This is a genomic window from Chryseobacterium mulctrae, assembly GCF_006175945.1.
GTDB classification, from domain to species: domain Bacteria; phylum Bacteroidota; class Bacteroidia; order Flavobacteriales; family Weeksellaceae; genus Chryseobacterium; species Chryseobacterium mulctrae.
Map to the genome: position 1 here is coordinate 39,751 of NZ_VAJL01000002.1, position 23,983 is coordinate 63,733.

Annotated in this window: 31 protein-coding genes and 1 pseudogene; 12 read left to right on the forward strand and 20 right to left on the reverse strand. The window is 31.8% G+C overall.

All coding sequences use genetic code 11. The features are described 5' to 3' along the window. Positions 1-3: 3 nt before the first annotated feature. The gene (locus FDY99_RS22310; protein ID WP_185148754.1) at positions 4-213 is read right to left on the reverse strand and encodes a replication initiation protein; all 210 of its coding nucleotides are present in this window, start codon (positions 211-213) and stop codon (positions 4-6) included. A gap of 1,022 nt (positions 214-1,235) precedes the next feature. Here FDY99_RS22310 and FDY99_RS22315 point away from each other — a divergent pair. The 3 genes from FDY99_RS22315 to FDY99_RS22325 are packed head-to-tail and all read left to right on the forward strand — an operon-like array spanning position 1,236 to position 3,003. Next, complete coding sequence (locus tag FDY99_RS22315; protein ID WP_139423899.1) at positions 1,236-1,643, forward strand: plasmid mobilization protein; 408 nt, start codon at positions 1,236-1,238, stop codon at positions 1,641-1,643. Beyond that, positions 1,637-2,416, forward strand: a complete 780-nt coding sequence (locus tag FDY99_RS22320; protein WP_139423900.1) for a relaxase/mobilization nuclease domain-containing protein — start codon at positions 1,637-1,639, stop codon at positions 2,414-2,416. Before FDY99_RS22315 ends, FDY99_RS22320 begins: the two co-directional genes overlap by 7 nt. Positions 2,417-2,436: 20 nt before the next feature. Further along, entirely contained in the window at positions 2,437-3,003 is a 567-nt protein-coding gene (locus FDY99_RS22325) for a hypothetical protein (protein WP_139423901.1), read from the forward strand. Between the two features lie 183 nt (positions 3,004-3,186). On the opposite strand, the gene FDY99_RS22330 is transcribed toward FDY99_RS22325, so the two are convergent. The 8 genes and pseudogenes from FDY99_RS22330 to FDY99_RS22355 form a co-directional block, all read right to left on the reverse strand. Next, positions 3,187-3,960, reverse strand: coding sequence for a GLPGLI family protein (locus FDY99_RS22330; RefSeq protein ID WP_228448982.1), 774 nt, complete (start codon positions 3,958-3,960; stop codon positions 3,187-3,189). Between the two features lie 10 nt (positions 3,961-3,970). Beyond that, complete coding sequence (locus FDY99_RS22335) at positions 3,971-4,234, reverse strand: hypothetical protein (protein WP_139423903.1); 264 nt, start codon at positions 4,232-4,234, stop codon at positions 3,971-3,973. Between the two features lie 225 nt (positions 4,235-4,459). After that, complete coding sequence (locus tag FDY99_RS22340; protein WP_139423904.1) at positions 4,460-4,936, reverse strand: helix-turn-helix domain-containing protein; 477 nt, start codon at positions 4,934-4,936, stop codon at positions 4,460-4,462. A 3-nt stretch (positions 4,937-4,939) separates the two neighbouring features. Next, positions 4,940-5,440 carry a hypothetical protein gene (locus FDY99_RS22345; RefSeq protein ID WP_394344555.1) on the reverse strand — a complete coding sequence of 167 codons (501 nt, stop codon included), beginning with the start codon at positions 5,438-5,440 and terminating at the stop codon, positions 4,940-4,942. Then, positions 5,438-5,674: pseudogene (locus FDY99_RS23740) on the reverse strand (RepB family plasmid replication initiator protein); the annotation flags it as partial. The gene FDY99_RS22345 and the pseudogene FDY99_RS23740, both read right to left, overlap by 3 nt. Positions 5,675-5,776: 102 nt before the next feature. Then, a complete protein-coding gene (locus tag FDY99_RS22350) occupies positions 5,777-6,253 on the reverse strand; it encodes a hypothetical protein (RefSeq protein ID WP_115949231.1) in 477 nt (158 codons plus the stop codon). Beyond that, positions 6,246-6,422: a hypothetical protein gene (locus FDY99_RS23095; protein ID WP_162304200.1), complete on the reverse strand. Its 177-nt coding sequence runs from the start codon at positions 6,420-6,422 to the stop codon at positions 6,246-6,248. The genes FDY99_RS22350 and FDY99_RS23095 overlap by 8 nt, the downstream gene beginning before the upstream one ends. 122 nt (positions 6,423-6,544) lie before the next feature. Further along, positions 6,545-9,505 carry a Tn3 family transposase gene (locus FDY99_RS22355; protein WP_139423905.1) on the reverse strand — a complete coding sequence of 987 codons (2,961 nt, stop codon included), beginning with the start codon at positions 9,503-9,505 and terminating at the stop codon, positions 6,545-6,547. 157 nt (positions 9,506-9,662) lie between these two features. Here FDY99_RS22355 and FDY99_RS22360 point away from each other — a divergent pair, with 157 nt between their 5' ends. The 5 genes from FDY99_RS22360 (at position 9,663) to FDY99_RS22380 (ending at position 13,044) form a co-directional block, all read left to right on the forward strand. Continuing rightward, a complete protein-coding gene (locus tag FDY99_RS22360; protein ID WP_123962699.1) occupies positions 9,663-9,881 on the forward strand; it encodes a hypothetical protein in 219 nt (72 codons plus the stop codon). After that, positions 9,869-10,165 (forward strand): type II toxin-antitoxin system RelE/ParE family toxin, encoded by a 297-nt coding sequence (locus tag FDY99_RS22365; RefSeq protein WP_116096816.1) that lies wholly within the window; start codon positions 9,869-9,871, stop codon positions 10,163-10,165. Before FDY99_RS22360 ends, FDY99_RS22365 begins: the two co-directional genes overlap by 13 nt. Before the next feature lie 10 nt (positions 10,166-10,175). Then, positions 10,176-10,727 carry a recombinase family protein gene (locus tag FDY99_RS22370; protein WP_116096814.1) on the forward strand — a complete coding sequence of 184 codons (552 nt, stop codon included), beginning with the start codon at positions 10,176-10,178 and terminating at the stop codon, positions 10,725-10,727. A 77-nt stretch (positions 10,728-10,804) separates the two neighbouring features. Beyond that, positions 10,805-11,992 carry a type IV secretory system conjugative DNA transfer family protein gene (locus FDY99_RS22375; protein ID WP_139423906.1) on the forward strand — a complete coding sequence of 396 codons (1,188 nt, stop codon included), beginning with the start codon at positions 10,805-10,807 and terminating at the stop codon, positions 11,990-11,992. Between the two features lie 185 nt (positions 11,993-12,177). Next, complete coding sequence (locus FDY99_RS22380) at positions 12,178-13,044, forward strand: phosphoadenosine phosphosulfate reductase domain-containing protein (RefSeq protein ID WP_139423907.1); 867 nt, start codon at positions 12,178-12,180, stop codon at positions 13,042-13,044. A gap of 501 nt (positions 13,045-13,545) precedes the next feature. Here FDY99_RS22380 and FDY99_RS22385 read toward each other — a convergent pair. The 11 genes from FDY99_RS22385 to FDY99_RS22435 form a co-directional block, all read right to left on the reverse strand. After that, complete coding sequence (locus tag FDY99_RS22385) at positions 13,546-14,214, reverse strand: hypothetical protein (RefSeq protein ID WP_048508955.1); 669 nt, start codon at positions 14,212-14,214, stop codon at positions 13,546-13,548. A gap of 486 nt (positions 14,215-14,700) precedes the next feature. Further along, complete coding sequence (locus tag FDY99_RS22390; protein WP_048508968.1) at positions 14,701-15,009, reverse strand: HigA family addiction module antitoxin; 309 nt, start codon at positions 15,007-15,009, stop codon at positions 14,701-14,703. A 32-nt stretch (positions 15,010-15,041) separates the two neighbouring features. Further along, the gene (locus tag FDY99_RS22395) at positions 15,042-15,326 is read right to left on the reverse strand and encodes a type II toxin-antitoxin system RelE/ParE family toxin (RefSeq protein ID WP_048508967.1); all 285 of its coding nucleotides are present in this window, start codon (positions 15,324-15,326) and stop codon (positions 15,042-15,044) included. Between the two features lie 333 nt (positions 15,327-15,659). Further along, entirely contained in the window at positions 15,660-15,857 is a 198-nt protein-coding gene (locus tag FDY99_RS22400; protein ID WP_048508966.1) for a hypothetical protein, read from the reverse strand. A 49-nt stretch (positions 15,858-15,906) separates the two neighbouring features. Further along, on the reverse strand, positions 15,907-16,164 hold the full coding sequence (locus tag FDY99_RS22405; RefSeq protein WP_048508965.1) for a hypothetical protein: 258 nt from the start codon (positions 16,162-16,164) through the stop codon (positions 15,907-15,909). A 29-nt stretch (positions 16,165-16,193) separates the two neighbouring features. Continuing rightward, the gene (locus FDY99_RS22410) at positions 16,194-16,772 is read right to left on the reverse strand and encodes a ParA family protein (protein WP_048508964.1); all 579 of its coding nucleotides are present in this window, start codon (positions 16,770-16,772) and stop codon (positions 16,194-16,196) included. A gap of 346 nt (positions 16,773-17,118) precedes the next feature. After that, the gene (locus FDY99_RS22415) at positions 17,119-17,466 is read right to left on the reverse strand and encodes a hypothetical protein (RefSeq protein ID WP_048508963.1); all 348 of its coding nucleotides are present in this window, start codon (positions 17,464-17,466) and stop codon (positions 17,119-17,121) included. Between the two features lie 18 nt (positions 17,467-17,484). After that, a complete protein-coding gene (locus FDY99_RS22420; protein ID WP_048508962.1) occupies positions 17,485-19,089 on the reverse strand; it encodes a hypothetical protein in 1,605 nt (534 codons plus the stop codon). Between the two features lie 65 nt (positions 19,090-19,154). After that, positions 19,155-19,541, reverse strand: a complete 387-nt coding sequence (locus FDY99_RS22425; protein WP_139423908.1) for a replication initiation protein — start codon at positions 19,539-19,541, stop codon at positions 19,155-19,157. Positions 19,542-19,652: 111 nt separating this feature from the next. After that, entirely contained in the window at positions 19,653-21,038 is a 1,386-nt protein-coding gene (locus tag FDY99_RS22430; RefSeq protein WP_139423909.1) for a TonB-dependent receptor, read from the reverse strand. A gap of 134 nt (positions 21,039-21,172) precedes the next feature. Further along, positions 21,173-22,530, reverse strand: a protein-coding gene (locus FDY99_RS22435) for an IS3 family transposase (protein WP_394344535.1) whose coding sequence is annotated in 2 segments (ribosomal slippage) — positions 21,173-22,192 and positions 22,195-22,530 — 1,356 coding nt in all. Because the reading frame shifts where the segments join, the coding sequence is not laid out codon by codon here. Between the two features lie 135 nt (positions 22,531-22,665). On the opposite strand from FDY99_RS22435, the gene FDY99_RS22440 reads away from it, so the two are divergent. The 4 genes from FDY99_RS22440 to FDY99_RS22455 all read left to right on the forward strand — a co-directional run bounded on the left by FDY99_RS22440 (position 22,666) and on the right by FDY99_RS22455 (position 23,982). Beyond that, a complete protein-coding gene (locus tag FDY99_RS22440) occupies positions 22,666-22,899 on the forward strand; it encodes a hypothetical protein (RefSeq protein WP_139423879.1) in 234 nt (77 codons plus the stop codon). A 2-nt stretch (positions 22,900-22,901) separates the two neighbouring features. Continuing rightward, the gene (locus FDY99_RS22445; RefSeq protein WP_139423880.1) at positions 22,902-23,102 is read left to right on the forward strand and encodes a hypothetical protein; all 201 of its coding nucleotides are present in this window, start codon (positions 22,902-22,904) and stop codon (positions 23,100-23,102) included. A 37-nt stretch (positions 23,103-23,139) separates the two neighbouring features. Beyond that, positions 23,140-23,484 (forward strand): single-stranded DNA-binding protein, encoded by a 345-nt coding sequence (locus FDY99_RS22450; RefSeq protein WP_139423881.1) that lies wholly within the window; start codon positions 23,140-23,142, stop codon positions 23,482-23,484. Between the two features lie 282 nt (positions 23,485-23,766). Next, complete coding sequence (locus tag FDY99_RS22455; protein WP_139423882.1) at positions 23,767-23,982, forward strand: hypothetical protein; 216 nt, start codon at positions 23,767-23,769, stop codon at positions 23,980-23,982. The last annotated feature ends 1 nt before the right edge of the window (position 23,983 follow it).

The window sequence follows — 23,983 nt, forward strand, 5'->3', positions numbered from 1 at the left end:
TTTTTACTTTTCGTCGACTGACCCCCATTTACGCCCTGTAATCACTTCAATATCCTGTACATGGATAGTATATTCCAGCTTTCCTATTTCTAAAGATGAAAGTATCATAAAAAGTATATCCATCATCGTAGCCGAATAATCATACCTTCCGGAAGTAATGACATTATGCTGATAAATCATTTTATTCTCTGTATTAACGTCTATTAATTCCATAATTATAATTTGAGAAACAAATGTAAAAATAAAAAACCACGTATAAAACCACAGTGGCTTAAATTATGGTATTTAACACTTATAAAAAGTGGTTTTTAGCTTATAAAAAGTGGTTTTTAGCTTATAAAAAGTGGTTTTTAGCTTATAAAAAGTGGTTTTTAAACTTATAATAGTCTATTAATCAAACAATTGCAGGTCTTTAAAATACTAAAATAAGAAAGTAATAAATATTTAAAGAATACGTTTGTTCAATCGGACTTTTATCTTTTCCATTGGAGCGAAAATTTTCCGGACATCCTGTCATGTGCAGAGTGGAAGAAAAACAAAAAGAAAAAAAAACAGAGATTCGAGAAAATCGGGTTGCGGGCGGATGTTATGTATCACATAATATAATTAATAGATAAAAACTATTGTTAGTGTGGTGATTTGGTGAGCTGTCCGGCTGTCTGATCAAGGCGATATCGCTTCCGGAAGTGATCTGAATTCTCCTTCAGTTTTTCTGTTTTTGCCTTTATTTTTTGCGGAGTGTTTAGAGTGTTTTTTGACTGTTCCGGATTTGCGATTTAGTTAATGGGCGATCTGAAGTATTATCATTTTGGACTGTTTTGATTAGGGTATGAGCTGGGCGATATTTTAGAATTATGGGAGCTGTACCTGGATAAAATAATCATAGGTTGCAGAATAAAAAAAGGAATTGCTATATTTGAGTAGAAAAAGTATGTTTTCAGTAAGGGCAAGTAGTACCTTTTGACGTCAAAAACCTACGCTATCGCTCCGATTTCTGCCACAAAAGGACAACTTGCTTTTCTCCTATCGTCAAAAAGGGACAGCAGAATGCTTTAAGGACTGATGTACGCTTTTACAGAAAGGTAGTTAAAATGAGAATTTTTAATAGTCGGAAAAAACAATACCGGGGAAAATAAAAAGCTCTCCGTGTTGGAGAGCTTAATGATACAATAATAATGAGTTAGTTATATAAAGTATTTTTTAATGACCACTAAGATATAAAATACAACTGAATTATGGAAGAAGAAAATACAGACGATTGGGAATCACTACTCCATGCAGAATTTGAGAAAGTAGATAGACAAAACCAATATATAGAGCGAGGAAAGCTCGGAGGTCGCCCGAAACTAAGCACCCCAAAATCGGAGCGTTTGGCTCTCAGGTTTACTCCTTCAGAGATGAAAATGCTAAAAGAAAGAGCGGATAAAAAAAAGCTGAAGCTTACGGATTACAGCCGTTTGATTCTTTTAGAAAAAAAACTTCCGGACTATGAAAAAAACATTATGCTCACTGAGTATGCAACCAATTTCCGGAGAATAGCCAATTACATGAAGAAAGAAATATTTACTCCCGGAGAGCGAGCAGATCTGCTCAAGGAAATTGAGGGAGCAATAAAAGGCATAAAAACACAGGTAAAATGGTAATCTCTGCATCTACAAGGAATGTGAGTTCCCGATCCATTGCGTACCAGCAGAGCGACAAGGAGCAGAGTGTTGAAGTTTGCCGGAACGGACTTTCCGGAGAGAAGCCGAAAGACCTGTTTGCAGAATTTAAAGAGATTGCGGATAAGAACCCCCGAACCGAAAATAAATACGTTACTGCGGTGATCTCGCCTCCGAAAGAGTACAGCCAAAATTTAAACCTTAACGATTGGGCAAAACTGGCAGAGGATTATTTAAAGCGAGAGAAAATCGGAAGGGATAATCAATATTTGGTGCATCTGCACCAATCTACGGACGACAAACATCTGCATATTATCGCCAACCGTATTGATTTTCACGGTAAAAATCAGGTCACGAGCCATAATATAGGAGAACGAGCATCCAAACATGCGGAAGTATTATCCAAAGAGCGGAGCTGGAAGACGGCAAAAGAAATCAGCGGAGAGAAGAAAGCGGAAATCAAAAACGTTTTACTCCAGGAAAAAGGGGAAAGTAAAAGTTTGAGTGATTTAGTAGACCGTATGGATAAAAGGGGCTACATCATGCAGATCAGCAAGAACTCGAAAGGCTTAAACGGTGCAAGGATCATCCCGAAAGCAGATATAAATACAAACCCTTCAGTATTAGAAAAAGTAACGAAACAAGGCTTTAAATTAAGCGATATCGATCCGAAACTGAAAATTAAAGAAATAGCGTTAGATATCGCAAAAAGCATGACCAAAGATATATCGAGAGACATGGGAATGTCATTATAAACATTAAAAAAATAACAATTATGGAAGAAAATAAGAATCAAAATCAAGGGAAGTTTGACCCAAAAGCAGTGGTTGAAGATTTAAAAATAACTACTGCAGCACTTCAACAGGAAACCCAAAAATTAAACTCCGGAATCTCCGGAATGGATGCAAAGCTGAAGGAAGCCAGAACGCTGATCGATCACAGCCTGAAGGAACTCAAAGAAAGTGTTTTGGATATCCGTGTTGGAATCTCTCCGGAAGATCTGAAGAAGCTCGAAGCCTACAAAGATTATTTTAAGCATTATAAACCGATACTGTACATTTCCCTTTTTGTGATGCTTTCAGGGTGGGGATTGGCTCTATTCGGGGCTTATTCCGGAATGAAGTATTATAAAGAAAGTGTGCGTACCAAAGAGGAAGTAAGAACGCAGGTTCTTCAGGAAATTAACCAGGGCGGAAATATTATCGTAGAAAAATCAAAATGGGATAGTTATGTAGAACAGTCGCAGGTTCTCAGGGCGTGGCAGAAGTCGAATCCCAAAGACAGCGAATCATTAGAAATCTATTACAAAGGCTATCAGGATTTCAAAAAAGGGAAGAAATAAATTGTTTTTTCCGACTATTAAAGCATTTTAGAGCGGTGATAATTGCGCATAAATCGGCTTCGCCTACTCATGTATGTTGAGAGAATTATAAATTCTCTCAACATACATTCGGATAAGCAATCATAATAAAAAAAGGCTTCTACAATTTTGTAGAAGCCTTTGGTCTTTGGTTTGATTGAATTGCTATCTTTCAAATGAGTTATTAAATTTTTTCCCCATTTTTATTAAATTTTCTCTTTGTTCTTTACTAAATCTCGGATTATCAGGATAAGGATTGCTCTTAAATTCTTCTCTTTTTTTGATGTATGCGTCTCGTGTAGTTCTAATTCCAGCTTCTACAGCTTCTATTGTTTCCTGCTTTTTTTCAATTGCAATTATAGATATTTTATCATAACTATTAAAGTCCTCAACATCCATTACAAGACCTGGTAATCCTTTAAATCTATAAGGACCATCTGGAATTGAAATTTCTTTTGTATACCACGCGGTGTATTGCCTTTTATTAAATAAAGTAGTAGCTTTAAAGCAAGTATATCCAAGAATTTTTTTCTGTTCTTTATAATTTAAATTCCAAGTTGGATTTTCAGAATCAAATGTAAAATTATCTTTACCAATAGGGCTTGTTACTGTTACCTTACCATTATTATTAAATACAGAATATTTAATTTTATATTTTGGAAGATCTTTAGCATTAATTTCAATAGGTGCTCCTGTTGTATTAGATAATTTACTTCGAATCGCCTTTCTTGTATCAAGGTGTGCTTGGCTTATATATAAAGAAGAAGATTTACCTAAAAAGAGAGTCATTGTCTCCTGATCTCTTTTTGCCACATCCAAAGTATCTGTATTATAACTATAAAGATACTTTATTTCAAGTTCTGAAGTAATTCTTTCTTTTTGTTGAGAAAATAAAGTAATACTAATTGTAAATAATAATAAAAGAAAAAATTTACTCATCATATAATATTTAAGCAAGTCCCCAACCTTCTACTGGCGCAGCACAAAATTCTTCCATTTGTCTTACTTCGACATCAATACATCCTGGATCATCAACACCTGGTGTGAATTCAAAAGTTTCAGTATAACCACAACTAGATGTAATTGTTACTGGAAAATAAAAAACAGCAGTCTTTGATTCTTTAGATTTAACAGTCTCTTCTGTTTTAGCTTCAGCTGCAAAACTCAATGTAAAGCCTCCTAATAGCAAGGATGCAAATAAAATTTTTTTCATAATTTGAAAGTTTAAAATTTTGTTTTATTTAGTTTGAAGATCAAATATATAAATATTTCTCATTACAATGGAAAAAATAATATATTTAATCATTGATGCAAATATATTGAGGTAATACGACAAAACTTGACGTATTATAATTAATATAACAAATTTTTCAGCCGTCACTTCAGTCTTCTCATTTTTCAAACGTTTGCCGTTCGTTGCTCCTTAGTTCAAAATTCACTAATCTTTATCCAGTCCTTTTTCTTTGGCTTCAATGAAATTTCTCTGTACTAAATTATCAGAGAAGTTTTTAACGCTATGTACTAAACTTTCGTGTATCTCAAGTTGTTTATTATATGAGGTTCTGAAATACTCAATTTGATTTTCCATCGCTTTTAAATATTCTTTAGAACTTTCAATCTGTTCTTTTAGGAATGGGTACTCTGTAATACGTTTTTTAAATTCCTCATATTCTTCTTCAGTAAAGTATTCAACGTAAGGAAATTCCTCATTTTCTTGAATGTCCGCAGGTGTCCGCAGTGTGTCCTGAGATGTGTCCGTAGATGATTTTTTTCTTAACAGTTCAGCTACTTCTTCGGACAAGGTGTATTTGCCCCCGTCAATGCTGATCAAATCAGAAATCCAACGTCTAATAGTACGCTCATTTTTGCCAAGTTCGGACGCTATGTCCGCAGTTGAATATTTTTTGTCCGCCATAACTTATTTTTTCACAGGTAATATTCCTTTTTTCTGATATACACCAACCAAGTAACCAACAGAATTTTCAATTTTCAATTTTCTCTGTCTGATCTTCTCATTTAGTTCTGTAATTAAGATGTCAAAATCCTTTTCTTTTTCTTTTCCGGCAATCAACTCCGCCTGTTCCTGATTAAAGCCATAAGCAACGAGTTTAGAAGCGAATTTTTGAAGATTTATAGATTTTTCAAAATCAATTTCTAATTGTTTAAACTTTTGAGAATTGACATGCAGCGTTACCCAATGAAAAGAGCGACCTCTCTTTTTTAGTTCAAAATCAATTTCAATATCCGTGTTTTCATTGATCTGTTTTTTAGCAATATCTAATACTCTTTCTTTAAATTGACTTATTTTATCAAATTGTTCATTCCCTTTTTTATCTATCAATCCAAGCATTTTTTTTAGTTCATCAATTTCAAAACGCTTACTTCCTACACTTCGCCATTGGCAGGCAATTCCGTACAACCGTTTTGCATATTTTGAAGAACAATTTAGAACTGATTTTAGCTGAAGAGCTGTAAAATTATTTTTCAACTCGAAGAAGTATTGGGAAGCCAACGGATTAAGTGTAACAGTGAAGCTGCCGGTTCCGAGTAAGTATTTAACCCGAGAGAACAACCAAATTTGTTCTAAACTTTCTTTCGTCTCAATTTCAAACATTCGAGAACCGATACTTTCTGTTGCTTCTCTCAATTGTTTTAAGTTCCATTTGGGGTCAGTCGACGAAAAGTAAAATTTTGTACGTTAAGGATAAAATCTATTAGATTTCAATATTTAATAGTTTAAGTAAATGTTTCTAATTTAATCTTGATTTGTTAGATCATCTATGTGAACAATCTCTCCAGAATGGTTGAAGGTTACTATTTCATCAAATTTATATTCTACACCATTAATTTTTTGAGTTCCAATTAACCTATATCTAACTTGGTCACTTTCGGGAAAATAATGTGTCAATCTCCATTCCTCTACGGTTATATATGGTTTATAAAACCAATTTTGAAACATATAATATAATTTAATATATGCTTTTGATGGATTTGAATGTCCGTAAAAATATTCTACATCATCAGAGAAAAAAGGTATTATCCAAGGATATATATTATCAAATCTTTCTCGAATATGTCTAGATTCAATAAATCTTGCCGCTTGTAATTCATATCTATCATCTGTAAAATTATCAGCAGCATAATAATCTTTTGAATAAAATTCTAACTTTAACCATAAACTAAGTACAATAATGATACTAACAAAAATGTATATTTTTTTCCCCTTACTCATTATTTTTTTTCATATTAAATCCTACAATTGCACATATAATTCCTAAGCTGGTTGATAGTAAGAATGGATTTCCCATCTGACTATTAGCTAAAGTAGAGTAAAGCGCCAAAATTGCAATTCCAAAAATATTTCCAAGGACAAAACCGACTATTGCTAACAAGATTTTCATAAATACCCTAAAATTTAAAATGTTTACTAATTTAGATAAATTCTACATTTTTTATTATAGTTGACCTATTATAATAATATACTTTCATAATATCAGCATAATTTAATGATTGACATTGCTTGTTACAAATTTCTCAAAGCTCTAAACTCTCCTTTTTTAAGTTTGATTCTCTCTTCCCAAACATAATCTCCGGTAAGGTGAATATGTTCCCATCCTAAAGGAGAAAGATATTGAAGTAACTCTTCATTAATTTCTTCGCCCTGTTCTTTCAGGTGCTGCACTGCTTTTTCAATATAAACCGTATTCCATAAAACAATAGCAGCGGTTACCAAATTAAGACCGCTTGCCTTATACCGTTGATTTTCAAAGCTACGTTCTCTGACTTCTCCAAACCTGTTAAAATATACAGCTCTTGCCAAAGCATTTCTGGCTTCCCCTTTATTAAGCCCCGCAGTAACTCTGCGCCTAAGTTCCGGACTCATGTACCAGTCGAGCATAAATAAGGTTCTTTCAATTTTACCCAATTCCCGCAATGCTACAGCCAGTCCGTTTTGCCTTGGATAACTTCCAATCTTCTTTACAATGAGTGAAGCTGTAACAGTTCCATTTTTTATGGAAGCTGCAAGCCTTAAAATTTCGTCCCAATTTTGAATAATCTTTTTACTGTTGATTGTTCCTCCTATATGTTCTGATAAAGCAGAATAGCCCGTAGATGCTTCAGGAATAAATAGCTTCTTATCATTTAAATCTCTAATTCTTGGGGCGAATTTAAATCCCAATAACTGCATCAAAGCAAACACATGATCGGTAAACCCCGAAGTATCTGTATAATGTTCTTCTATCTGTACATCAGATTCATGATAGAGAAGCCCATCCAAAACATAGGTAGCATCCCTCACTCCTACATTGATGACCTTGGTATGGAAAGGCGCGTACTGATCGGAGATATGAGTATAAAACTGAACTCCGGGACTGCTTCCATATTTCGGATTAATATTTCCGGTTCTTTGCGCATAGCTTCCGGTAGCAAACCTTTGACCGTCCGAAGAAGATGTTTTGCCTTCTCCCCAGTAAGAAGAAAATGAATGATCGGATTGAGTATTGATAATTTCCGCTAATGCTGAAGAATACGTTTCATCCCGGATATGCCACGCCTGAAGCCATGAGAGTTTTGCATAGGAAGTTCCCGGAGAAGCTTCAGACATTTTTCTTAAACCCAAATTGATGGCATCTGACAGTATTACAGTAAGTAACAGTTTTTTTTCATCAGCTTTATTTCCGGATTTTAGATGAATAAATTTGTCTGTAAAGCCCGTCCACTGATCGACTTCTTTCAAAAGATCGGTAATTTTAATAAGAGGAAGCAAACCGTATATTTTTTTTCCTAAAACTTCAGCTTCTTCAGGAACTGTATTTTCAAGAGGTTTAATTTTTATTCTGTCTTTAATAATAGAAGAGTCCGGAAGTTCATTGCTTTCAATAAGTTTACAAACGATTTGTATTTTATTTGAAAGAAGCTCCATCCGCTCTGAAAGAAACTTTTCTACATTCAAAGCTACATCAAGAGGAACTTGATTCTGATCTCTCATTTCAGTAAATCTGTCTGCAGGAATAAGATAATCTTCAAAATCTTTGTACTGTCTTGATCCCTGCACCCAAAGATCTCCGGAACGCAGATGGTTCTTGAGTTCAGAAAATATGCACAGTTCATAAAACTTTCTATCGGTACCGTTCTCAGTAAATACAAGTTCTTCCCATCTTTTTCTTATAAAACCTGATGGTAGCTTTTCCGGAAGCCTTTTTATTTTTCCTTCATATAAGTCGATCAGGATAGCCACTGCCTTTAAAATATCTTCTGCTACAGGGGCAGAACGGAGTTCTAACTCTTTCAGAAATTCTCCACCATATTTTTTTATCGTGAAATATTTATCGGATATAAAATATAGTGAGTCAAAATTTTGTTTAGCCGTTAAGTTTTTAGCTTCCGAAATACTTTGAGCCAGAGCTTCCCACGAAATAACCGACTCAACAGCATCGAAAGGATCTTCTCCTGTTTCTCTTGCATCAAGAAGTGCATTTCCAATTTTAAAAAATATACCGAGCTGTTCTCCCATAGATTTTCCAGAGTCCTGCATTTTTTGTGTTTGTGTATTCTTTGCATATCTGAATAAAGAACCGATGATCTTATCATTCATTTCTATAATTTCATCGAAAATAGAAGCTTTGGTTTCCAGAAGTATTGCTACCAATGTTGCGTATCTCCGGGATTCTTCAAAATCCCTTAGATGCTGTGGTGTCATCTGTCTCCCTTCTCTGGCTATTTTTAGTAATCGGTTTTGATGAATATCCTTACCAATATCTTTTGGAAAATTAATATCTTTAATTGTTCTCAACCTCTTTATGTGCATCAGTAAAAATTTTGAATTGACCGCCTGTGGGGATTGCTTGAGCCAATTTAGTTGACTGACGCTGCCTTTTTCCTGTAAGTTGAGAAGAGCATCTAATAACTGTTTCTGATGATTGGACAATGAAGAACTCAGGGTATCATAAATTTGCTTTTCTGCATTGATTAGGACTTCTGAGCAAAGCCTTTCAATTGTATTGATAGAAGGAAGCTGTATTTTATTTGTCCTTAAATAAGTGATGAATTCCTCAGCTATAATTACAGCTCTATCTGTTTGTAGTGCTTTATCATGAATATATTTTAAAGAAGCTTCCTGCTCAAATTCACTATATGTTTTGAAGCCAAAAATTTTTCTGATTAATGTAATATGCTCTCTTCTGGTTACATCCCGAACAGCGTATTTTTCCCAAACAGATTGATTAATATTAAGTTGTTCGCAAACATATTGTAATAGCAAAAACTCCGGAGTTTCGTTAGATTTTAAAACCTTGCCTGGAAACCGTAGATAACATAGTTGTATAGCAAACCCTAATTTGTTTGCAGTGCCTCTACAATTTTGCTCAATAATTATAATATCAGATTCCGCAAGAGTATACCAACGTATGATGTCTTCTTTTAAAGAAGGAGACTCAATTAAATTTTCTTTCTCTTTTTCAGATAATATTTTTCTTAAAGCCATAATTTCAAATTATTCTTTGCACAAACGATCCTTTTTGCAACAGAAATCAGAATGTTCGGGAAGCATGAATTTTACAGTCGCAAAAAAGTATTGCAAAATAAAAATATTTTGCGATATGTTTGTGCGAAATTTTTATCTTTGTGTAAATAATCTTATCATGAAAAGTATTGTTATTTATCCGGATAACCCAAAACAATTCTCCGTTATTGAAGCTTTTTTAGAAGAAATGAAAATCCGTTTTAAAAGGCAGGAAGACACTATAATTTCTGAAGAAATAAAACAATCTGTCTTAGAAGGTATAAAAGATGCAGAAGAGGGAAGGCTCATTTCAAGTGAAGAAGTAAGAAAAAAAGCGGAGGCTTTATGTTCGAAATAGAATGGACTGAAAAAGCAGAACGTTTATATCTGGAAGCTTTGGAATTTTGGATCAACCATAACAAGTCTGCCACTTATTCAAAGAAGATCGTAAAACAGGTTTCTGAAAAAGAAGATTACATTGCCAATAATCCATACGCAGGACAGGAAGTTTTTGATATTTCTAGTGTACGTTATGTAGTTGTCCTTAGAAAATTTTTAATTTTTTATAGAATCAATAACAAAACAATTCAAATTCTTTCCTTTTGGGACGGACATAAAAATCCACAAGATTTAGAATTATAAAATACTATCTATGTTAATAGGATATGCCAGAGTCTCCACTCAGGAGCAGGATAATTCGCTTCAGATTGAAGCTTTGAGAAAAGCCGGTTGTGAACTTATCTTTGAGGAAAAGGTTTCCGGAGGAAGATGGGATCGCCCTAAACTTAAAGAACTTCTTAGCCATCTTCGCAAAGACGATATTGTTATTGTCTGGAAGCTGGACAGGCTTTCCCGATCACTGAAGGATCTTCTCTTCTTGATAGAACAGATTGAAGGTAAAAAATCGGGATTCCGAAGCCTTACAGAATCTATTGACACAACCACATCTTCAGGAAGAATGATGATGCAGATGGTAGGAGTTTTTGCGGAATTTGAAAGGGAAATGCTTAAAGAACGTACTAAAAAAGGACTTGAACACGCCCGAAAAGAAGGAAGAATCGGGGGGAGAAAACCTAAACTGAAAGAAGTCCAAAGAAAAGAAATAAAACATCTTATCCAATCGGGACGAAAAACAGCTCCCGAAGTAGCCAAACTATTCGATGTTCATCCGGCTACTATTTACCGACTAATTAAATCAGTTTAATCTATTAAAACAAAACCTTTTAATAGATTTTATCCTTAACGTACAAAATTTTACTTTTCGTCGACTGACCCCTATATATGCCATTTTCAGCATACGCAAGGGAGTACGCAAGTGCAATTATTAAGAACCTCATGAAAGAAAGCATCCGGAAAGAGGATTTTTGGAGCAGATCTGCAACGGATTTACTTACTGCAGTAATTTGGTATTTAAGAAAAAAACACCCTCAATATTGCGATTTGCCCCATGCTTTGGCTCTTCTTCAAAACCCTTATAAAGAATTGATTGAGAGACTTTGTGAAGATAAAGAGGTTCGGAGTATGATTATTTCCATTGCTACTGCAGTAGAAAGCGGAGCGAGTGAACAGATAGCCGGAGTAGTAGGAAGTTTACAGGGAGCTGTTGCACAAATTAATACTCCGGAATTTATGTGGATTTTTGGAGCTGATGAATTTGATTTACGGTTAAATAGTTTAGAAAACCCTAGTATTATGGTTGTAGGAAGCCATCCTACAATATCCGGAACAATTGCGCCTCTTTGTAGCCTGGTTACTTCTGTAGGTTCTAAAATGATGAACCAACCGGATAGATTGCCATCAACTGTGATGCTGGATGAATCACCTACGGTATTTATTCCGAATATAGAAGTAATTCCGAACACAGGGAGAAGCAATAAAATATCGACAATTTTATTCGTTCAGGATTTAAGCCAATTAATTGATGGTTACGGAAAAGAGAAAGCAGATGTATTGTTTTCTGCTTGTGGGAGTCATTTTTATGGAAGGGTTGCAAGTAGTCATACTGCAGATATTTTAAGTAAACAGTTTGGAAAAGAAGACAGACTTTTTGAAACTAAAAGTACAAATAAGAAAAATACATCCATATTACAGAATAATAAAGGGAAAAGTTATTCTTACCAGGAAAGAGATGTTTTTAAGAGTTCCGAATTTATGAACTTAGGAGTAGGAGAGTTTGTAGGACGCATTGTAGAAAATGAAAATCCTTTGATTTATGCTCAATATAAAATGAGTAAAACAAATACAAAGGTAGATTTAGCAAGTGTAGTTCCGAGAACTAGTCCAAGAAAAATACAAGAGTATTACGAGAGAGTATCAAAAGAAGCCGAACAAATTTTAAAAGGAGAATTGGAATATCCAAAGGCAGTAAACAGAGAAGAACTGATTAAACCCACATTAGAAGAAGAGCAGGAAAGAAAAGAATCACAGGACGAAGATTTTAATTTTATTAAGAAAGTAGGCGGAGAATAGATAAAATGAGAAATCAATCGGAATACAGAATTTTATTAATTGAGTATAGATCAACTTCGTAAAAGAGTATATTTATATTTGTGAATTCGCAAAGTAAATGCAAAAAACTTTAACTAAAACCCTAATATTTGCATCTACTATACTATTTTTTAAGCAGAGTAGATTCAATCAAATTATAAAAACAAATGAGAAATATAATTCCAATATCAGGTAAGGATTCTTTAGCTACAGCAATAGTTCAAAGAACAATAGATCCTGAACTCGATTATGAATTTGTTTTCAATCCTACTGGTGCTGAATTACCTGAAGTACTTACATGGATTGATAAAGTAGAAGGATATTTGGGAAAAGAAATTATAAAAGTTGGTGCTAATCTTAATGATATTATTGAGAGTTACAATTATTTTCTTCCAAATGGGCAATCAAGATATTGCACAAGACAGGCAAAAATCGAACCTTTTATAAGCTGGATTAATGGAGAAAGTGCGAAGGTGTATTATGGTATTAGAGCTGATGAAAATAGACAAGGCTTTAATAACTCTACTAGTCCTAATATTTTGCCAGTATATCCATTGCAGGAAATGGGAGTTAATCTTTCCGGAGTATATGATATTATTAATACAAGAGGTTTGAAACCTCCAACATTTTTCTGGAAAAGTGTATATGAAGAAGTTTGTAGAATCATAGGAACTGACGTTAGGTTTTTACTACCAGAATGGTATTTCGACATGCTCTTCGCATGGAGAAGTAGAGCCAATTGTTATTTCTGTTTTAATCAAAGATTATATGAACTTGTGGGGCTTTTAGAACACCATCCGGATCTATTTGATATTGCAGAATCATACGAGTATAAGGGCGGTGATAATCCTTACTATTGGAAGAAAGATTATCCATTAAAAAAAATACGTGAAAATGCAGATCGTATCAAGAAAAAAAGGATTAATACTATTTGTAAAATAATAGCACCAAAGATGATTTTAGAGCTATTTGAGGAAGAAGATTTCTTTGATATACTTGAATTAAAGAGTTGTGGGCTTTTCTGTGGCAAATGATTATTTGCATTTACTTAGAAAATTTTCGCATCAACTATGCAAATTCGCATTTACTTTACAAATTGACAATATTACATGGTTATAAAAATTACGATATTACGTTTCCTCAAATTTCCTAACTGTTGTGAATTTTAAGCACAAAAAACTCCTACAAAAAGTAGGAGCTTTTAATGAGTTATTTATCTTTTATATAACTTAAAATTATTTAAATATTTCTTAAATAATGACCATATGAATAATACAATTAAGCCTAATAAAAATTCTATATAGAAGATAAATTCTATATAGCTAGTAATTAGCAATATAAGGATGAAAAATCCTATTAAATAACTAAATAAATGTTCCTTTTTTAATAAGACTAAAATACTATAAATAGAACTACCAAATATTACTGAAATTATAAACTTGGTGACTGGAAATTCCATATTTTTAGTAAAGCCACCAGTTATAATAACAATAAAGAATATAGGAGCTATAATTTTATAGATTCTTTTCATACGATTATTTTTGACAATCTTCTAAACATGCAAGTGCTTCATACCCAGCTACGGCAAATCCAGCCGTTCCACATGCCCATCCTGCCCATAAAGCAAAAGGACCGGCTACAGAAGCACATGTAGCAGCCCCTGTTGCTGTGTAAAATACCATTTTTGCTCTTCCTAGTTTCGAACAAGTAGAACATTTAACCTTACTTCCTAAACTTATCTCATTGTAATATAAATCACTTGCACTTTCTATAATGTTGTATAGATCAGTCTGATTATATTCGTACAACTGAGGAAATTTAGAATATATTTGCTTTGAATGATAATTGAGTTTAGTCTTAGCATCTGTTACTTCTTGTTGAGTATATCCTGATAAAGAAATAAAATAAGCATCATCTTTCTGAGATTCTAAAGTTTCTCTATTAAAATTAGCTACAAAATTTTGTTTCTTTGGCATTTCTTCAAAAAAAACAATCATATCAGATAAAGCTCTAAAATCTACATCCTCAGACAAAGCAGTTGGTAAATCTTTATCGCTTATTCTTGCCATAGTTTTTGAATCACCTTTTGCAGTAGTCGTGTTTTGAGTTAATTCTGAAGAATCATTTTCACTACATGAAATTAAAGTAGTTAATGAAAATAGAGCAACTGTGGCAGCTGCTAATAAAATTTTAATTTTTTTCATAATGTTTATTTTTTATGGGTTAAAGTGTAGGCGAATATAAATATTATTTTTAGTTTGTGAAATAATATTTATGTATTTTTTTTTTTCAATACTCTAATTAATAGTTATTTGTAATTATTAAATATCATTATTAATGCAAAAGTATAGGAGAAAAACGACAAAACTCGACGTGTTAAAATAAAAGCTGAAAATATTCGAAAAAGTTTATTGCTCAGTAGTTTTTTTTACGCCTACACCAAATTTGTTATAAAATAACAAAATAGGAAAAATTTATCTTTAGGACATGCAGGTGGGCGACCGCAACTTTATTTTAGATAATGTAATATTATTAATCCTTTCTCTATAGGATTTACAAAGAATTGAAAATTTACAAGTTCATACATGTCAGATTTATGGTAGCAATAAAAGGGAAAAAAATAAAATGTTTAGATTAAAAAGGAGTACTGAATTTCAGCACTCCTTTTTATATTGATAATAATTTAGTATCTAGGCAAATTCGAATTTATCTAATTCAATATGCTTTTCTTCAAACTCTTTTTCGGCTTCTCTTAGATCGTAAGCAGTTTGTAAGCGAATCCAAAATGCAGCATTACCTCCAAAAACTTTGGAAATTCTTATTGCCATAATGGGAGTAATTGCGCTTTTACCGTTAACAATATTAGATAAAGTAGGTCGTGTAATACCTAGAAATTTAGCAGTTCTATCAACTGTTAATTTATTTGGTTTAATAATCTGGTTCGAAATAATTTCACCAGGATGCGTATTGTGCTTGATAGCACGAACTATAGGTTTCATATAATAAAATTCGATTTTTCGGTTCTACAATCTTAATGAGTATCTAATAGATCTAGATCATAAGCATTTTTACTTTCAAATCTAAAAATGATGCGATAATTACCAGTAACGTCCACAGACCAAAACCCTTTTAATTTCCCCTTTAATGGATGCAATCGCAGTCCTTTAAAAGGCTCAAAATCTTGAGGAACTTCTTCAACACTATCAATAATATCTAAAATTTCACGTATTCTATCAATCATTTCTGAGGGTAATTTACTAGAATCATCTTTCGTCCAGTATTTTTTTAAGCCTTTATGCGTTATAGAATAGATCATTACTCTTATTAATTGTAAGGTGTAAAGTTACGCATTACGTTTTAGATATGCAAATTATTATTTATTTTGAAAAAATTTCAGTTGTCAATTCCTCAGTCTTCTTGTTTTTTTCAAAACACTTGACGTTCGTTGTTCTTTTGTTCAATTTTTTAAGATTCGGATATTTACAGAGCAGACGATATCAAAAAAATAAAATAGCATAAACAAGAAAATCCGGAATTACTTCCAGATTTTTATTTTAAGAAAAAGAACTGTTCAGATTTTGTAAATCCTGCCGTTAAGTTGTTCAGATTTTATAAATCCTGTTCTTTTCTAAAGCAAAGATATGTATTATTAATTTAAAGGTTCACCAAATAATAACATATCAACATCATGTCTAATTTTTAGTTCAGACCAGGAAATATTTTTATTGTAGGACAATTTATCTATTTTTTCATCTTGCTTTTGAGCAAAATAATGCAATCCTAAAATAGACACAAAGTTTAGGACAAGCAATGCAATGATTAAATTTTGTTTAGATACATTTTTCATATTTATTATTTTTAAAGTTATTTTTATCTAATTCTAATACTCAATTTCATTATTCCAATTCTTTCATTACTTCTTCACGACTTACTTTAAAATATGTTCTTTCAATAGCATTTAGAACAAGAGTTTTAATATCTGTATTTTCTTTAAATGCTTTTTCCCTTAAAAACTCATAGGTATCTAAAGGCATATTCATAAGGAATTTTTTTGTCAATGGTTTCTCTTTAACAGGGACGACCATTTGCAAAGGTGTTTTTCTTTCTTTTGTAAGATTTTTTGCAAAATCGCCTAATTTAGTAGGTTTTCCCATAATATATATGTATATACGGATATATGATTTTAAATTCTTTCCAATACTTCACGAGTTAGGTTTTCTATCTGAAACTTGGCTTTTTGGTCTGTAATTTCATTATTTATTGCAGAACGAGTAAAAGCTACCAAGTCGGAAATGTAATTTTTTGCAATTGGGATTTTATGCTTTTCCATTGCTTCGTGCATTTCACCGGTTAATGTGGTATTTGGTTTTACCATATTAAAAACAATTAACGCCTTTTTTTCGCTCTTTGAATCTTTAATAATACTTATTGTGTCTTCTATTGCTAAGAGGTCATAAATTCCGGTTTTTGTAGGTATTACAATAACATTTGCCAACTTAGCCAATTCAGGAAGTTTCTCATTAAGATAGGGCGGAGTGTCAATAAAAATAAAATCGAAGTCTGATTTTAAGACATCATTCATTTCATCTGCAGAAAAAACTGGAATATCTGATGCCGTTCGGGAACGCCATAAAGAACCCTGTAAATCCAAATCTATAATGCAGACTTTAACCTCATTATTTAACGCTAAAGCCATATTAAAAGTCAGGGTAGACTTTCCTACACCTCCTTTTTGGTGCGTTGTTAAAATGATTTTTGCCATATTATATATACGTATGTGTGTATTTACGTATATACAAAAATATGCAAAAAAAATTAATTTATTTGTTATTCAATTAGATATATAATTTTTGGTTGTGATTTGGCAAAATGGTGCGAGGAATTGTACCATTTTTTTATTTTATTCTCAGTTTGATACCCCTACAGAATGAAAAAAGACAGCTAAAAAACCGTCTTTAAAAAACACAAAATGATGAAAATTGCATTTCTGCAACTCTGCAATATAAATATATTCTTTTTTCCGAATGTATGTTGAGAGAATTTATAATTCTCCTCAACATACATGAGTAGGCGAAGCCGATTTATGCGCAATCAAAAAAAACATTGCTTTAGAGGTCTTTAAACTTCCGGTACTGCTCAATTCCCATTTTTTCTATTACAAAATCTTCCATCCCGATATCTCTTTTTTCTCTAACATATCGGGTAAAGGATAAAATACTTTTACAGGCTTCATATCCTTTGGACTGCATATCTTTTCTAATGTTTTCTTGCAGACCCTCTAACCATTCTGTATAATCTTCCAAAGTAGGTTCTATGGGTAGATGATGATAGAGATAGCTTGCATTACCGTAAGAAAACAGCAAAGAATGATACTCTTTGTCTTGTTCTGCAAGGTTACTAATGAAATTTTCCTGCGCTGTATTGTATTTTTCTAAAGGATGTTTTACGGTTATCATTTGATAAAGATATAATATTTATGGTTTGGAGCTTAAACCTGTTATAGTCGAAAAAACAATTCTTCCCTTTTTTTCTTTGTGTTTTCTCCTTCTCCATACAATAATTGGAGTATAGAAAATTTTATATAAAAAATTATTTTCTTTTTTTCTGTCAATTTCTTTTATAGCAGTTGAAATAAAATTTTCAATGTTTTTATAATCATAGTACGCAATTCGCAAAAGATTAATTTTCTTTTTTTTACAATAATTGTTCTTTTTTAAATCACTTGAAATTGTTTCCAAAAATTTCTCTAAGCCTTTAAAGTGATTGACAGCTTCAAAATGTTGTAAACCGTCAAATTCAATGCATAAATTATATTTTGGAAGATAAAAATCATAAGCTAAACTTTGTATATTTTTCAAGTTTGGAAATGTTTTTTCTTTGCTGAATTGCAGTTTATGAAGAAGCAAATATCTCTCTACTTTTTTCGCTCCTTTTGATTCTCCTGGTTTACATTTAGGGCAAGTAGCAGTAGATTCTTTTATATGTTGTTTATAATGCCAACTAGGAGTATTACAATTTTTGCAAATTAGATTAAATTTTATTTTTCCCCTTCTGTCTCTACCAATTCTATTATTATATTCAAATTCATCTTCCAAATTTGCAGAAAAAATTAATTGTCTAATTTCGGATATATAATCTTCTGCAGTTTTTCTATATTTTCTTTTTTTATTACAATGATTACATCCTCTCTGGATTCCTATATTGGTTGCTGATTGTATGAAAGGCTCAGTATGGTCTAAGATATTGCAACCTAATTTTACTAAATTATTTCCAAAATCATCTTGCAGTATCTTTCCTTTTTTATCTTTTAAAAAATCAATGATGTAGTAATTTTCGCTAATAATTTTATCATTAGAGCTTTTGATAATCGTTTTTAAATCCTCAATACACAAAGATCTAATTTCACTTCTTATCTCAGAAAGACATCCCGAGCAATTATAAGATTTATCTGATTTACTATTTGCACTTATAGAAAATACAGGATTTTTACCGTTTTCATCTTTATGTTTCAAGCATTCTACTTTTACCATTTTTTTATTTTCTTCATTAAAAAAAACTTTTAATGGTTTATAAAAAAACTCTCCTGCAATAAATTTTTTTGTAAGATCGTTGAATGTATTTTCTATATTAATTTTCCTTTTCTCTTCATGTTTTTTTTCTTTTTTCTCTTCCCTGCATTTTTTACAATCAGGTGTATATCCATGAAAATGACCATTTAGTGTCTGAGTTATATTTGTTTCTTGATGAAGAGTACAATCTAAAGTAATAACGTTATTTTCAAAGCCTTTAATATTATAAATATCTCCAAAGAGTGTTATAGATTTTTGTTGAATACTATCGACTGTATATTTACTATTGGATTCCGAAAAACAACCGGAACAATCAGAGGGCTTAGCCTTATAATCTAAATTAGTATTTACTAGATTACCATGTTTATTACAAAAGGCAACTACTTTTCTCCTATAATATTTGTCGGGTTCCCCCACATGTAAAATAGTATAGGCTCCAACACCATGATGCAGATCATACATTTTTTGTACATACTCTTTATTTGTTTTATGTTCTTTGTGTTTTCCCATGTGGTATTATATATTGATCCAATCCTTTTTCTTTGGCTTCAATGAAGTTGTATAATTTTTAAGGTTTAATTTTTTACAGGTAATATTCCTTTTTTCTGATAAACACCCACCAAGTAGCCGACAGAATTTTCAATTTTCAGTTTTCTCTGTCTTATTTTCTCATTCAACTCTGTAATTAAGATGTCAAAATTGGATTCTTTTTCTTTTCCGGCAATCAACTCTGCTTGTATTTGAGAAAACCCGTAAACGACCAGTTTTGATATGTATTTTTGATTATCTATGCTTTCTTCAAAATTTATTATCAGCTGTTGAGCCATTTTAGCGTTAACATAGATTTCAACCCATCGAAAAGAACGCCCCTGTTTTATCAATTTATAATCAAAATAAATGTCGCTTTCTTCATTGATTTGTTTTTTAGCAATATCCAAAACATTTTTTCTAAAAGCAGATATTTCTTCAAACTGTTCTTTCCCTTTTTGGGGTCAGTCGACGAAAAGTAAAAAAAACAGGGTTAAGGATAAAATCTATCATATTTTTTGCTTTGAATAGATTTTATATATTAATCAGAAATTTTTGTTAATACCTAACACTATATGGCGTGGCAACAGTCTTTGTGTGTATAAACTCTCACTTATATTATTTATTGAGTATCTCTGAATACTGTTTGAATTTAAAAGATTATTGCCCTGAATAAAAATACTCATATTATACTTCTTTAAAGTATAGTTCGCTTTAATATCCCAAAACTGAGTAGTTTTTTGAGCTGTATTTCCAAATTTATAATATTCTACAAGAGACTCAATCCTAAACTGTGAATTTATAGTAAAATAAAGGTTCAAAAAACCTTTTTGATCTATGTATTTGTTAGAATTCACTTTCGAAGAAATAGTATTGAATGCCCATTCATAACCGCATTCATAATTAATAAATTTTGTCCAGCCTGATTTCATTTCAAAAGCTGCCTTCCAATTGATAAATTTAGTTTTTATTAAAGGTTGATTATTTACACTATTTTCATAGCCCGATTGCATATAAGAGCTTAAAATACTCAATCTTGATCTTATAGGCTTTAAGTATTTTCTTAATTCTAAGCTTGCAGATAAATTGCTATTATTCTTTACCAAAATTGTTTGATTAAAAGTGTAATTAGGATTTACAATCATATTATTAGACAAATAATCTCCACTTTTGAAAAAATTAATATTGAAATTAAGATATTGAGACATTTGCTCTCCCACGTTGTAGCTAAATCCTAAATTACAATCTTGCAAAACAGCAAAATTTACATTGCTCTGTTTAAAGTTTCTGTTTCCCTGATAGATATAGTTAGTATAAACATCGTTGATACTGACTGTGGAAAATTTCCTTCCTGCATTCAAATTAAAATTTCCTATTTTTCTGTTTTGGTAACCAATATTTGCTAACGGAGAAACATAGAAACCATTCTGTTTATTTTGATTTAAATCAGAATGAATCATTTGATTTAAAATGGTAAAACCATAGCTCCAATTTTTTACTTTTTTGTTATATTTAATCTGAGCAAAAACATTATTCTGAACATAATCTGTATGATTAATAAACTCTGATTTATCAAAACTTATCGCTTCATTATTTGAATTAAAAATATGAAGGTTTGAGCTTAAAAAATCTTTTCTGAACTCGTTTCCTAACTGTAATTCCAGGCTGTGTTCTTCTGCATACTTTTTAAGATAAGAAAGTTTTAATCCCCCAAAATTCATTTTAGAATCAATAATCTGATTTATTTTTTGAGCATCAGGATTGTTTAGTATTTGAGAAAAAACATCATTTTCATCAGTAAAATCATATGGGCGGTTTTGAAAAATATATCGTGCTACTGCTACTAAAGCTTTGGATGAATCTATTTTCTTAGTGTAAGTCAATCTATTTTCGTTGGCAAAAAGTTCATTCTTTCCAATTTGATTATTCAACTGTTCATTAAAAAGAAAAATATTATTATTATTTTCATTTAAGGATGAAACTTTATTATAGAATTGTAAGTTTGAGTGTACGTCTTCAAACTAACTTGGACATTTTGGAATAAATCCTTAAGGAGTATTTAGGGTTATAAATTTATAAATTTCTGTTGAAAATACAACTGTCTTCTTTTTCGGATTGAATCCGATTTTATTTGTCTTCTTTTTTCCAAAATTTGCTCAGATCTTCCGAAGTACACATCTGCTGGAGGAAGGTTTTTCAAAGATTCGTGATATCGCTTGTTATTGTAGTTTTCTACGAATTTTTCTAAAGCTTCCACAAGTTCTTCAGGATGATAGAAGTGATTGAGTTTTACCACATTTTTCATCGTTCTGTGGTATCGTTCTATTTTCCCTTGGGTTTGCGGATGCATCGGCTTTCCGTGAACCTGCTTCATCTTCAAATCGTCTTTCAGGTAGGTTCTGAGTTCGTTTGATATGTAGCAGGAACCATTGTCTGAGAGTAATTTCGGTTTGGCTTTAGACTTTAATTTTGCTTTTTCAATCGCTGTATTTACTGTTCTTTTCACATCTTCAGCCTTCATCGAATCACAGAGTTCCCAGTGGATGATATACCTGCTGTAGTCGTCTAAAACAGTGCTCAGATAGTACCAACCCCAACCAATCACTTTAAAATAAGTGAAATCTGTTTGCCACATTTGATGCACAAATTCTGTCTTATCCTTAAATTCATTTGCTGCTGAAAGTAAAAAATGATTCGGTGCAGGGATTAAATCCCGTTGCTTCAAAATCCTGTAAACACTGGATTCTGAGATGAAAATACCTTGTTCATCGGTAATTTTGTGCGCCAGTTCTCTTGAGGAAAGTTCTGTATGTTCCAAAGCGATTTCTACTACCAAATCTTTTTGTTCTTCCGGAATGCTATTCCATTGTCTTTTAGATGTTCTTTTGGACGTTTCCAAGCCATCGTAGCCGTTTTCAAGGTATTTCTGATACCACTTATAGAAAGTACTTCTTGCAATCCCAAAGCTTTCCAAGGTTCGTTTTACACCAATTTCACTCGTAGTAACTTCTTGAATAATTTCGTATTTCTCACTTGCTGATAATCTCATAAACTTTCTGTATTTATGGGTCAATCCAGCATGTCTAAGCTTTTTTTTACAATGTCATAGCGCAGAACCAAATCGGCAACCATTTCCTTCAGTCGGGCATTCTCTTTCTTCAAATCCGACACTTCATCACTCGTGGCTTCTCTAATGACATCGCCGTTGAGTCGTTTTTTACCGGCTTCCATAAATTCTTTGTTCCAGGAATAAAACTGAGATTGGGCAATATTATGCTGTCGGCATAGTTCCGCTACAGAAGTTTCTGCACGAAGCCCTTCCATTACGATTAAAATTTTCTGCTCGGCTGTAAAGATCCTCCTTGTATTTTTACGGATGTCTTTTATGAATTTTTCGGAACTTTTCTTTTTAGGTGTTTCCATAATTAAATGTAATTCTTTTTTTGAAAACACTCCTTAACTTTTATACTATATAGTGTCTACTTTTTGCTGACGATTTACAGGAAATTAAAAAACAAAATTATAACAATATAACAATTAATTAAATCATATAATATTATGAAAAAGGCTACAATTATTATCATCGGAATATTTGCAACAGCAATTCTATTAAGCCTTGAATTTTATATAGGCTATGAAATGGGTTACCAACATCATAAAGATGAAGCAAACGGAAGAGCCAAAGAAATGATTCTTAACGATGAAATTCCTAACTATTATATGGTCGTTGGAACTTTGGATTTTATCATCAATAATAAATCCGGAGAATTGGAAGAAACTTTAAAAAAATAATTATGAAAAAGTTAATTTTCAAAATAAAATCTTTTTTTGTAATTACTTACAGCAGATCCTTTAAAGATTTTGAAAAGGAGTATTTTCAAAAAAGCACCGAACTATTTTTTATTGACGGAGAAAGAAAATTTTCTGAAAAAGAAAAATATTATCTGGAGATAATCAACACTTGTTTTAACCCAAAAGTTTTAAAACAGAACTAATCAAAAATCATTAATTTAATCTTTTAAAATCAATATCATGAGTATTAAAAATTCAGTTCGATTAATCGGACACACAGGAAAAGAAGTTGAAGTAATTAACTTTGAAAACGGAAGTTTAAAAGCTTCAGTAACGTTGGCAACAAATGACCATTACACCAATGCAAAAGGCGAAAAGGTCGAAGAAACACAATGGCACAATCTCGTAGCATTCGGAAAGACTGCCGAAATCCTTCAGAAATATGTTTCCAAAGGAAAAGAAATTGGAATTGAGGGAAAACTCACTTATAGAAGCTATGACGATAAAGACGGGGTGAAAAAATACATTACGGAAATCAGAGTAGAAGAAGTTTTATTGTTAGGTTCTAAAGACACAAATTCTTAATTCTTTTAATGAAAGGCTTTTAATTAAGCCTTTCATTTATATAACATTATAACCATTAATTAAACATTATAATATTTCTTATGAAAAATACTATTAAACCCCATCAAGATAATTTACACCCTATAATCGCAATAATAATACTTGTTGCCTGTATGGCTCTGGTCACAATTGTAGATAGTGGAAATCACACATTTTTAAAATAAAATTTATAACAATATAACATTTAATTAAAAATTAAGTGTTATATTTGTATTAACATTATAACCAATAATTAAATATTATATGAACGCTCCAAAATATGTAAGCTTCGAAGTTTTAAAAGTAGAAGATACAAGAAAGACAGGCTCAACAGTAGCCGTAGGAAGAATTTTAACAGGACTTTGTTATGAAAGTAGTAATACTGTTTTTTTCTCTGATGATAATGGTCAGGATTGGACTTTTTATGTTGGAGATACTTGTGAGATTTTAGAAACAAAAAAACAAACACAAATGTTTTAAT